The 11514-nt window shown below is 63.6% G+C and carries 11 protein-coding genes; 9 read left to right on the top strand and 2 right to left on the bottom strand.

The features are described from left to right. The first annotated feature begins 305 nt into the window (after positions 1-305). The 5 genes from P0D68_RS16535 (at position 306) to P0D68_RS16515 (ending at position 6705) form a co-directional block, all read left to right on the top strand. Positions 306-2579 (top strand): amylo-alpha-1,6-glucosidase, encoded by a 2274-nt coding sequence (locus P0D68_RS16535; protein ID WP_091807977.1) that lies wholly within the window; start codon positions 306-308, stop codon positions 2577-2579. 128 nt (positions 2580-2707) lie between these two features. After that, positions 2708-3562 carry a MurR/RpiR family transcriptional regulator gene (locus P0D68_RS16530; protein WP_091807979.1) on the top strand — a complete coding sequence of 285 codons (855 nt, stop codon included), beginning with the start codon at positions 2708-2710 and terminating at the stop codon, positions 3560-3562. Between the two features lie 129 nt (positions 3563-3691). Continuing rightward, positions 3692-4753: a C45 family autoproteolytic acyltransferase/hydrolase gene (locus P0D68_RS16525; RefSeq protein WP_408297510.1), complete on the top strand. Its 1062-nt coding sequence runs from the start codon at positions 3692-3694 to the stop codon at positions 4751-4753. Between the two features lie 33 nt (positions 4754-4786). After that, positions 4787-6115, top strand: coding sequence for an aspartate aminotransferase family protein (locus tag P0D68_RS16520; protein WP_408297512.1), 1329 nt, complete (start codon positions 4787-4789; stop codon positions 6113-6115). A 35-nt stretch (positions 6116-6150) separates the two neighbouring features. Next, positions 6151-6705, top strand: a complete 555-nt coding sequence (locus tag P0D68_RS16515) for a carboxymuconolactone decarboxylase family protein (protein WP_408297890.1) — start codon at positions 6151-6153, stop codon at positions 6703-6705. A 136-nt stretch (positions 6706-6841) separates the two neighbouring features. Here P0D68_RS16515 and P0D68_RS16510 read toward each other — a convergent pair whose 3' ends face one another. Continuing rightward, positions 6842-7147 (bottom strand): DUF4148 domain-containing protein, encoded by a 306-nt coding sequence (locus P0D68_RS16510; protein ID WP_408297514.1) that lies wholly within the window; start codon positions 7145-7147, stop codon positions 6842-6844. Positions 7148-7496: 349 nt separating this feature from the next. On the opposite strand from P0D68_RS16510, the gene P0D68_RS16505 reads away from it, so the two are divergent. The 4 genes from P0D68_RS16505 to P0D68_RS16490 all read left to right on the top strand — a co-directional run bounded on the left by P0D68_RS16505 (position 7497) and on the right by P0D68_RS16490 (position 11053). Then, positions 7497-7922: an OsmC family protein gene (locus tag P0D68_RS16505; RefSeq protein ID WP_408297516.1), complete on the top strand. Its 426-nt coding sequence runs from the start codon at positions 7497-7499 to the stop codon at positions 7920-7922. Between the two features lie 148 nt (positions 7923-8070). After that, positions 8071-8721, top strand: a complete 651-nt coding sequence (locus P0D68_RS16500; RefSeq protein ID WP_408297518.1) for a TetR/AcrR family transcriptional regulator — start codon at positions 8071-8073, stop codon at positions 8719-8721. Between the two features lie 31 nt (positions 8722-8752). Then, a complete protein-coding gene (locus tag P0D68_RS16495; RefSeq protein ID WP_408297520.1) occupies positions 8753-10288 on the top strand; it encodes an MFS transporter in 1536 nt (511 codons plus the stop codon). A 492-nt stretch (positions 10289-10780) separates the two neighbouring features. Next, on the top strand, positions 10781-11053 hold the full coding sequence (locus P0D68_RS16490) for a YodC family protein (RefSeq protein WP_091807992.1): 273 nt from the start codon (positions 10781-10783) through the stop codon (positions 11051-11053). Positions 11054-11152: 99 nt separating this feature from the next. Here P0D68_RS16490 and P0D68_RS16485 read toward each other — a convergent pair whose 3' ends face one another. Then, on the bottom strand, positions 11153-11461 hold the full coding sequence (locus P0D68_RS16485; RefSeq protein ID WP_091807994.1) for a superinfection immunity protein: 309 nt from the start codon (positions 11459-11461) through the stop codon (positions 11153-11155). Between the last annotated feature and the right edge of the window lie 53 nt (positions 11462-11514).

Raw genomic sequence — 11514 nt, 5'->3', positions numbered from 1 at the left:
CGATCCTGAACAGAAGATCGGCCGTCCGCGTCAGCTCTTCGTGGGCGAGACGAACCGCGAAGCCACGCCGCTGGCCAAGCGCTAAAGCGTCGCGGCGGCCACCCGCCTGACGCTCGCGCGGCGCTCCCACGAGGAGCGCCGCGCCATTTCCTCTGCACGTCCTGTGCCACTGAAAAAACTGAAACTCCCATGTGATAAGTTCGTCTGACGCGGACAGACCCTCTACAATCGGAAGCGACCGGGCAGCGCCCGTGGCAACCGAATGTGACACTGAACGCAGAAGCGAACCCATAGGAGTGACACTGATGCAGCAGCCAGAAGCCCTCGGCGGTCTTTCGGGCGGAATCGACCACCGCGAGCCCGAGCCGGACGGCGTATTCATCCCCACGGAAAACCTCAACGTCGCGAGCGCGACCCAGCACGTGCTGAAGTCGGGCGACACCTTCATCGTCAACGATCCGCTCGGCGATATCACCGGCCATGACGACGGCCTGTTCGTCAACGACACCCGTGTTCTCTCGCAACTGCGCCTCACTTTCGGCGGACGCGCGCCGTCGCTGCTATCGGGCAGCGTCAGCAGCGACAACACCTCGTTCACCGCGCATCTGACCAACCGTCCGCTGCCGCCGCTCGGCGGCGACAGCACGCCCGAAGGCGTGATCCACGTCGAGCGCGTGCGCGTGCTGTCGGGCACCGTGCTTAACGAAGCCATCGAACTCACCAACTACGGCACGAGCGACGCCGTGGTGCCGCTCTCGATCTCATTCGCCAGCGACTTCCGCGACATGTTCGAAGTGCGCGGCCTGAAGCGCGACAAGCAGGGCCGTGTCGAACCGGCGCGCGTCGAAAATCGCGAAGTGCTGCTCGGCTACGTGGGCCTCGACGACGTGGCGCGCAACGTGCAGATCGCCTTTTCGCCGGAGCCGGACAAACTTTTCGCCGACCGTGCGGACTACACCGTCAAGCTGCCGGCGCAGGCGTGCGTGTCGATTTATCTGTCGGTGGCGGTGCAGGTGGTCGCGCGCGCGGACAATCCGGGCGCGGGCGTCTCGCAGCCCACCCATGCGTTGAGCGAAGCGCACCTGTCGCAAATCGACGCCGAGCGTCCGCGCGTCGGCCGCGCTGCCGTGCGCGCCGCGCTCGTCGACGCCCACCTCGTCATGCGTGAGCGCCGCCGCGCCACCGCACGCGTGCGTTCGAGCAATCCGCTTTTCAATGCATGGATCGACCGCTCGCTCGCCGATCTCGGCCTGCTGACCACGGACCTCGTGACCGGCCCGTATCCGTACGCGGGCATTCCATGGTTCTCGACGCCGTTCGGCCGCGACGCGGTCATTACGTCGCTGCAGACGCTCTGGTTGCAGCCGCAGTTGGCTGCCGGCGTATTGCGATTTCTCGCCGAACATCAGGCGCGTGAGAACTCGCCGTTTCGCGACGCCGCGCCCGGCAAGATCATGCATGAGATGCGCAAAGGCGAAATGGCCGCCACCGGTGAAGTGCCGTTCGCGCTCTACTACGGGGGCGTCGACACCACGCCGTTGTTCATCGTGCTGGCCGGCGCCTATGCGGCGCGCACCGGCGACGTCGCGTTGATCGACGAATTGTGGCCGGCGCTCGAGCGCGCGGCGCAGTGGGTCGCGGGCGTGTGCGACAAGAACCGTTACGGCCTGCTGGATTATCAGCGCGAGTCGGATGGCGGTCTGGCGAATCAAGGCTGGAAGGACAGCCACGATTCTGTTTTTCACGCCGACGGCCGTTTCCCCGACGGCCCGATCGCGCTCGTCGAGGTGCAGGCGTATGCGAGCGCCGCCTTCGACGTCATGGCGCGCTTCGCGAAGGCGCGCGGACTGCACGATGCGGCGGAGCGTTACGGCGAGCGGGCGAAGAAGATCCGTCAGTGCGTCGAAGAGAAGTACTGGATGGAAGAGGCCGGTTTCTACGGCATTGCGCTCGATGGCCACGGTGAGCTGTGCCGTGTCATGGCCTCGAATGCCGGCCACCTGCTGGCCTTCGGGTTGCCGTCGCGGCAGCGCGGTGAGTCGGTGGTGCGCGCGCTCGACTCCACGTTGTTCCACACCGGCTGGGGCGTGCGCACGCTGGCGGCGAGCCAGGCGCGCTTCAATCCCATGGCGTATCACAACGGCTCGGTCTGGCCGCACGACAACGCGCTGTGCGCGCGCGGCCTGTCGCGCTACGGCGGCAAGGCGGCGGCGGTACGGCTGCTGCAGGCGCTGTTCCAGGCCGCGGTCAACTTCGACATGCGTTTGCCTGAGCTTTTCTGCGGCTTCCCACGGCGGCGCGGCGAGCCGCCCACCGCCTATCCGGTCGCCTGTCTGCCGCAAGCGTGGGCGGCGGGTTCGCCGTTCATGATGCTCGAAGCGTGTCTCGGTATCACCATCGACGCAGAGCGGCGCGAAGTGCTGATCGAACAGCCGATGCTGCCCGAAGGCATCGACTGGCTCGAAGTGAGCGACATGCGGGTAGGCGATGCTTCGGTGTCGATCACGTTCCGCCGGATTGGCGAGAAGGTGGTGGCGTCAGCGGAGCAGGGTGACGTGCGGGTGGTGGCGTTGCTTTGAGTGTGGGTTCGGCGTGGGTTCAGCGTGGGTTGGGCGTGAGTTGAGCGCCATCAACTCTCGTTGACCGCCATGTGCCGGGTGGTAACATTTGTTGTCATCCTCATCGACCGCTCGCCCGGTACATCCGCATGCCAGACAGTTTCGACCAGCTTGCCGCCCTGATCCGGGCGCGCTTCTCCGAACTGAGTCCGCAGTTCCAGATGGGAGCGGGTTTCCTGCTCGACCATCCCGACGAGGTCGCGGTCTCGTCCATGCGCAAAGTGGCCGAAAGGGCGCAGGTGCAACCGGCCTCACTGGTGCGTCTGTCGCAGCAACTCGGTTTCCCCGGCTGGAACGAACTGCGCAACCTGTTCGTCGCACGCGTGCGCACGCGGCCCGAACCGCTCACGAGCCGCGCGCGTTCGCTCGTCAAATCGAAAGACGCGCTGGCGGGCGACCTGCTGGTCGCGCAACAACACAACCTCGAAGTCACCGCCGCGCACAATGGCCGCGTGATCGTGGAAGCGGCGCGCCTGCTGCGGCGCGCGCCGCACGTGCATGTGGCCGGTTTCCGCTCGTGTTATGCGGTAGCGTTCGGTCTCGTCTACGGATACCGGCTGTTCCGTTCCTCGGTGTCCTTGCTCAACGGCGAGGCCGGCACGCTGGAAATGCAGTTGCGCACGGTCGAGCGCGATAGCGCGACCATCGTGATCAGTTTCGCGCCTTATTCGGTGGAAGCCGCGCGCGTCGCCGAAGCCGCGCTGGAAAAGGGCAGCAAGCTGATCGCCATTACCGATAGCGCGGTGTCTCCCATCGCCTTGAACGCCGACAAGGTGCTGATCTTCTCGCACGAAAGTCCTTCGTTTTTTCCTTCGCTGGTGGCAGCGACCGCGATCGCCGAATCGCTGGTCGCGCATCTGCTCGCGCTCGAGGGAGCCGGCGCGGTCGAGCAACTTGCCATCGCCGAGCAGTCGTTGCACGCGAAAGGCGCGTACGTGCCATGACCATTTCCGTCTGAATCGAGTTGAGATTTTGCGCGCAGCAGAATCGCTCCATTCGGATCGGTGCCGATCTGTTTGACAACAATTGTTGTTTAGAAGTATAAATACGTACCGATTGTTGAATGGATGCGAATGGTGGCGTCGACGCGGGGATTGGATCTTTTTCAGGTGAGCGGCGAGCCGTATGACATCGGCTACCGGCTGGGCGAACTCGCGCGGCCGGTGTTCGCCGACTACATGGATCGGAGTGGCGCATGGCAGGCAGTTCGGCGCTGGCGCGGCGCTCCGTTCGTGCAGGCACTGCGCGAAGCGGCGCGCGCCCATTTCCCGGCGTTACTCGCGGAGTTGGAAGGCATGGCGGCCGGGCTGGGTTGGTCGGCGGAAGACGTGTTCCTCTGGAACTGCCGCGGCGAACTGATTCACAACGCGCCAGACGGTTGCACCACGTTGGCGGCGCGCGTTGGCGAGACGCGCTTCATCGCGCACAACGAAGACGGCGATCCGTTTCTGCGCGAGCGTTGCGCGCTGGTCGAGGTTCGTCCAGTCGGCAAGCCGGGCTTCGTGAGTTTCTACTACCCTGGATCGCTGCCGGGACACACCTTCGCCGTGAGCCGTGCCGGTGTCGTGCAGGCGATCAACAATCTTCGCATCCGCGTCCCCGTTGCCGGCGTGCCGCGAATGATTCTTGCGCGAGCGGTGCTCGATTCCACCTCGCTCGACGAAGCGCTCGACCTGCTGCGCGACACGCCGGCCGCGAGCGGCTTTCATCACACGCTCGGCTGCGCGGGAGATGCGCGCCTTGTGAGCGTCGAAGCCAGCGCGCGGCGCTGTTCCGTCCAGATAGTGCCGAGTCTTTATGGCCATGCAAACCACATGATTCATGCGGGTTGCGACGCCGAAGCGCAGATCGTGACGGATTCTTCGCGCGAACGTCAGCTGCGCGTGGATGCGTTGTTGCCTACGATCACACGCCCGTTACAACCGGCCGCATTGCTCGACGTATTGCACGATCGCGCGCCCTCTGGCCTGCCGATCTATCGTGACGGCCCGCACGATCCCGACGGGGAAAACACGCTCGCCACCGCGCTCTTCGAAATCGGCAGTGCGGGTGTGTCGATGAAAGTTTTCCGGCAAGGGCAGTGCGCGTTCGACAGCTTCATCGCCCGCACGACGTGCGGACGGGCCGGCGCTTAACCGGCTGCCGCAACCAACAGGAAACCGAAAACCATGTCCACCGTGTTTCATCGTTCTCCGAAGCAGTCGCTGCCGGTCGCCGTCGCGGGCGAGGGGATCGAGATTATCGATTCCACGGGCAAGCGCTATATCGACGCATCCGGCGGCGCCGCCGTGTCGTGTCTCGGTCACAGCAACCAGCGCGTGATCGATGCGATCAAGCGGCAGTCGCAGCAATTGCCGTATGCGCACACGTCGTTCTTCACCACCGAGCCTGCCGAAGCGCTCGCCGACCGCCTGGTGGCAAGCGCGCCGCAAGGGCTCGAACATGTGTACTTCGTGTCGGGCGGTTCGGAGGCGATCGAGGCGGCGCTGAAACTCGCGCGTCAGTATTTCGTGGAGAGGGGTGAACTGCAGCGGCGCCATTTCATCGCGCGTCGGCAGAGCTATCACGGCAATACGTTGGGCGCGCTGGCGATTGGCGGCAATGCTTGGCGCCGTGAGCCGTTCCTGCCGATTCTGATCGAAGCGCATCACGTGAGTCCGTGTTACGCATATCGCGAGCAACGCGCCGACGAAACCGAAGAGGCCTTCGCGCAACGTCTCGCGGACGAACTCGAGCAGAAGATTCTGGCGTTGGGCGCGGACACGGTCGCCGCCTTCGTCGCGGAAACGGTAGTTGGCGCGACGGCCGGCGCCGTGCCACCGGTGCGCGAATATTTCCGCAAGATTCGCGCGGTGTGCGATCGCTACGGCGTGCTGCTGATTCTCGACGAGATCATGTCCGGCATGGGCCGCACCGGTTATCTGTACGCCTGTGAAGAAGACGGCGTGGCGCCCGACATTCTAACCATCGCCAAAGGGCTCGGCGCGGGCTATCAGCCGATCGGCGCGACGCTCGTGAGCGACCGGATTTACCAGACGATCGTCGGCGGCTCGGGGTTCTTTCAGCATGGCCATACCTACATCGGTCATGCCACCGCTTGCGCCGCGGCGCTCGAAGTGCAACGTGTGATCGAGGAGGACAAGCTGCTGCCCAACGTGCTGGCGCGCGGCGAACAGTTGCGCGGCCGGTTGCGCGAGCAGTACGCGCAGCATCCGCATATCGGCGACGTGCGCGGACGAGGGCTGTTCGTCGGCGTGGAACTGGTCAAGGACCGCGCCAGCAAAACGCCGTTCGACGCCGGCCTGAAGCTGCACGCGGCAATCCGGCGCGAAGCCTTTGCGCGCGGTCTGATGGTGTATCCGATGGGCGGCACGGTCGACGGCAAGATCGGCGATCATGTGCTGCTGGCGCCGCCGTTTATCTGCACCGCGCGCGACATCGACGAAATCGTCGGCCGCCTTACCGATGCCATTAGCGGCGCGCTGGCCGCTGTCTGAGACCTTCGACACCACTACGACTTGCGAGAACGATGATGACCGAGCGTTTGCCTCACTTCGACCCGTCCGATGCCACGCCCGAACAGAAAGCGGTGCTCGACGAAATTCTGTCGGGCCCGCGCGGCAATCTGAACGGACCGTTTCTTGGCTGGATTCATAGCCCGGAGCTGGCCCAGCAGGCTCAGCGTCTGGGCGCGTTCTGCCGCTACCGGACCGGTTTGCCGCTGCGCCTCTCGGAGCTGGCGATTCTGGTGACCGCGGCGCGCTGGCAAGCGCAGGCGGAGTGGTACATCCACTATCCGATCGCGCTGGAGGCGGGCGTGTCCGCAACGGACGCCGAGGCGATTCGCAAGGGCCGGCGCCCGGATTTCGCCCAGCCCGACGACGCGTTGATTCACGACTTCGCGAGCGAACTGTACGACACGAAGCGCGTTTGCGACGCGACCTATGCGAAGGCGGTCGAGCGTTTCGGGCATCAAGTGGTGATCAACCTGGTGGGCCTGCTCGGCTACTACGCATTGGTGGCGATGACGCTGAACGTGTTCGGCATGCGCGCGGTGGGGCAGGAAAGTTTGCCGTTCGCCGAGTAGCCCCGGGAGAGGCTTGCACAAAACAAAGCGCCCCGCCTGCAAACTTTGCAACCGGGGCGCTTCTTGACTGCAACCACGCTTGTCACCTGCCACACGCTGACACCACCGCCAGCGGCTGCACCGCGCGGCTTACCGCTTACTGGCCGCGATACGTCGCGAACAGACCTTGCTGCAAGGAATCACGCGTGCCTGCATCCGACGACACCGCCTTCACGCCGCCGACGTCGTGCGAACCTCTCGCAACCGTAGCCACTGCCGTACCGCTTTGCGGCACGGTCTTCGGATAGTTGACGTCGTTCTGATTCAGGAGGCCCGCTTTTTGCGCCGTCACCAGTTCAGCGCGCACTTGTGCGCGGGTCAGACCATCCGCCTGCTGGGCGAAGGAAACAGCCGGAACAACGAGCGCGGATGCGATGACCACTGCGGAAATAAGCGATTTCATGATGACCTCCAAGATTCGATTGTTGATGAGATCGGTTGAATGCCGTGTGCCGATCCGTTGAAACCAGTCTAATTCTTGCAAGGTCGGTGAAAAAGCGGCCCCCGGAAGAAATATTGTTACAGTTTTTGAAATAGTTGGTGGGCGGCTTCCGTTTTGAGCCATTGCCGGCATCGTCACGACAGTGGCACACGGAAGCGCCTATGATGAGGTTCGGTTCCGTCCGCGCCTGCAGCGCCGCGCGGCACTCGCGACCGATGCCGAAACCGCAGAACATCCGGGCGGGACCCGTGCGGCAGGCATCAGATTCGGTCGTGGAGCGCGCGAAGCAGGGCACAAACAGGAGAGAGCGATGAAGCGCAAGGCATCAGCAGTCTGGCAAGGCGGCCTGCAAGACGGCAAGGGCTCGATTTCCACCGATAGCGGCGTCCTCAAGGAGACCCAATACTCGTTTTCGACCCGTTTCGCGGACGGCATCGGCACGAATCCGGAGGAACTGATTGCGGCTGCGCATGCGGGATGTTTCTCGATGGCGCTGTCCGCTGAACTCGGCAAGGCCGGCATCACGCCTGAGCGCATCGGCACCACGGCAACCGTTACGCTCGACAAGGACGGCGGCGGTTTTGCGATCACCGCGGTTCATCTCGACGTGGCCGTGAAAATCCCGGGCGGCGATAAAGCCGCCTTTGAGAAGGCAACGGCCAACGCCAAAGCCGGTTGTCCGGTGTCCAAAGTCCTGAACGCCACGATCACGATGGACGCGAAACTCGAAACCTGAGATCGCGCCTTTCCCCAACCGTTCAAGCGATGAAGCCGGCGCTCGGGTCAAACCCGGCGCCGGCTTTTTGTTTGAACCGGCGCTGGCTCGTACGCACCTACGGAAACTCGTCTTGCTTTCTTGAACGGTTGGTCATAATATCCGCTGCATGAAGCTAACTGGCGATCCGAAAAAATCCGCAAAGCAGTCCGCGAAAAAAGCGGGCGAGGTCTGTCCTCGGGGCCGGCCGCGCGAGTTCGACACGGACACGGTCCTGGCGAGCGCGAGTCAGGTGTTCTGGAATCACGGCTACCACGCCACCTCGATCGACGATCTGTGCAAGGCCACCGGCCTGTTGCGCGGCAGTCTGTACGGCGTGTTCGGCGACAAGCACGGCATCATGCTGGCCGCGCTGGATCACTACGCGGAAGGTTCGGTCGCGCGGCTCGCCGAGCGGCTCAACGCGCCGGTGCCGCCGGAAGAGGCGCTGCGCAACGCCTTGCTGCACTACGCGCGGGTCGCGAGCGCGCTGACCGGCGAGCGCAGCTGCTTCATCACCAACACCACGCTGGAAATGCAGCCGGGCGACGAGGAGTTGCGCGTGCGCGTCGCCGCGATTCAGCGCCGCATGGCGACGCTGCTGGCGGCGTCGGTGATTCGCGGTCAGGCGAGCGGCGCATTCAACTCCACGCTCGACGAAAAAGCCGTCGGCGATTTCCTGCTCTGCGTGATGCAAGGTCTGCGCGTGCTCGGGCGGGTCGCTCATCAGGAAGACGCGCTGACAGGCATAGTGGACGTCGCCATGCGCGCGCTCGTCTAAATTTTTTTACCTATTTTTTGAACGGTCAGTCATGAATAGCGAAGCCATCAAGTCCGCTCCTGCGGCATTGGCCGGATCCGGCGGTACGGCAGCCGCTGCGGTGACCTGTCCGGGCACCGTGGCCGCGAGCGTGGCGGCATCGGCCGGCAAGGCAGAGCCGCGTTTCGAACGGCAGGGGCTGGCGCTTGCCGTGCTGTTCGTCGGCGCCTTCCTCGCGCCGCTCGATTATTTCATCGTCAATCTCGCGTTGCCCTCGATTCGCACCGGCCTGAACGCCAGCGACGCGCAATTGCAGCTCGTCGTCTCCGCCTACGCGTCGGCGTACGCGGTGCTGTTGATCACGGGCGGGCGGCTCGGCGACCTGTTCGGCCGGCGCCGCATGTTCATGACGGGCATGGCAGCGTTCGTGGTCGCTTCGGCGTTGTGCGGCTTCGCGACCAGCGGGCATATGCTGGTGATTTCGCGGATCGTCCAAGGCGTCGCCGCCGCCGTGATGGCGCCGCAAGTGCTCGCGACCATTCGCGCGGTCGTGCCGCTGCATCAGCAGACCAAGGTGATGAGCCTGTACGGTTTCGTGTTCGGGCTGTCGTCGATCGTCGGCCAGTTGGGTGGCGGCGCGTTGATCACGTATCACCCGTTCGGACTCGACTGGCGCATCATCTTTCTGATCAACATCCCGATCGGCATCGCGGCGTTTATCGGCACCTGGAAGTTCGTGCCGGAGAACCAGCCGGCCACGCGCACCGGCATCGACGTGAAGGGCGTAGCGCTGCTCTCCGCCGTGCTGCTGCTGATCATTTACCCGATGACGCACGGCCGCGAAGCGGGCTGGCCGGCGTGGACCTTCGTGATGTTCGCGCTTGCCGTGCCCGCGTTTGCAGTCTTCGTGCTGACCGAGCGGCGCGTCGAGCGCGGCGGTGGCCATCCGTTGGTGGATCTGCAGTTGTTCCGTAACCGGGCCTTCGCGCTAGGGCTCGTGCTCGCGTTCCTGTTCTACTGCAACAGCGCGTTCTTCCTGACCTACGGGATTTTCCTGCAAACCGGTTTGCACTGGACGCCGCTCGCGTCGGGCATCGCGATCATGCCGTTTGCGATCGGGTTCGTGGTCGGGCCGCTGACTTCGCCGGCCGTGGTCAAACGCATTGGCGGCCATGTGCTGACTCTCGGTTTTTCGATGATGACGCTCGGCTTCACGGTCACGGGATGGTCCGCCACCCAGTCGGCCACGCCGGATTTGCTGTTCTATTGCGGGCTGGTGTGCGCGGGTGTCGGTCATGGCTTGCTGCTGCCGTCGATCATGCGCATCGTGTTGCTGGAAGTCGTGCCGGAGAAAGCCGGACTGGCTTCTGGCGTGGTCTCGTCGACGTTGCAGATCGGCTCGGCGTTCGGGACGGCGGCCATCAGCGGCGCGTTCTTCGGCGCGCTTGGTGGCCGCGCGGCGCCGGGCGCCTATGCGCATGCGTTCCAGATCAGCCTGGCGATCAACGCATCGCTGATGTTCGCGTGCATCGGATTGAGCGTGTTGTTGGTGCGGCATCAGCAGCTCGCGCTGCGGCGCGTGGCGTAGCGGATTTGAAAATCCGGCGGCTGAAACCGTTTTCAACAGAGGCTGCCAGAATTTATTAGGTAATTTTTTAAACAACGACTATTTTAAGCATCCCGCATTTACCGGTAACTGACTCGTTCACAGGTAATTCCGTTTGCGCTGGATCAGAATAAACCCTGAATATTGTTGGCCACTGCATTAGATATGACAAAAGGTCCGGGCATTTTCTGCTGCCCGAGCCGTTACGCCGCAGTAACAGTTGCGATCGTGCAGTGCCGCATGAACGGGCGGCCAGGCGGCGCATTGAAGGGTTTTCCCGGTTTTACGCACGGGCGGGCGATAGTGGAAGCCATTCCACTCCCGATGAAAACGGTATCAATAAAAAGCGCTTGCAGTGATTAATTTCGATTGTTAATCTTGGCAAACTTTTTAGAGTTTTACTTCAGCAGGCCTAATGTCGAGAAATCCGGCGCAACGATTTAATGTCGCTCAACGGTTCCGTAGGGGGTAAATATGCTAACCGCCACCATTGACGCATTCCAGACACCGCCAGCCGCCCAGTTCAATGTCGGCGACGTCGTCACGTTGAAGGAAGGGGGCTCGCGCATGACGGTGACATACGCAGGGCCAGTAGCGCTCAATCCGGGCAACTGGCTGATCTGCGAGTGGTTCGACGAACACGGCGAACTGCGCCGTGAGATGTTTGCACCCGCGAGCGTGCGCGCAGAGCCGCGCTCCATTCCCGCCGGCTCCGTTCTGTGGAGCCGCGTGGGCCGCGCCGCCTGACGCGCTGTCTGATGTTTTACCTGACGTGTTGGCCAATCACGCGGCCGGGTCGGCCGGAGCTTCGGCCGACCTTTTCCACCTTGCCCAGCCTCGCCTGATCTAGTTCTCAGAGCGGTCCCGCATGCTGCGCCGTTGCACGCGCACCAGCAGCGCGGACGAAAAAGCTCGCATCCTCACGAGTTTGCGCGTCTCCACCACCTCGCCTGCGATGTTCTTCGGCGGGTTCGGTTGCAATGACCAATACAGCGCAAGCAGCCAGCCGAACACAGTCCAGCCGAGGCATGCGTTGAAGAGCGCCAGCGTCAGCACGTCGTGGCGCTTGCGCCGGTCCGCCAGCACGGCAGGCAAAAAGTAGAGCGCCAACGCCAGCACCGCGGCGATGGTCTGGACGACGAGATTGCCACTCATGGACAGCCTCCCCACATGCGACGTATGCCCGATTGTCGCGCGATTGCATGGTT

The sequence above is a fragment of the Paraburkholderia sp. RL17-380-BIE-A genome (assembly GCF_046028085.1).
In the GTDB taxonomy this organism is placed as follows: domain Bacteria; phylum Pseudomonadota; class Gammaproteobacteria; order Burkholderiales; family Burkholderiaceae; genus Paraburkholderia.
Note: the sequence above shows the minus strand (reverse complement) of the source record. Positions and strands in the feature narration are given on the sequence as shown.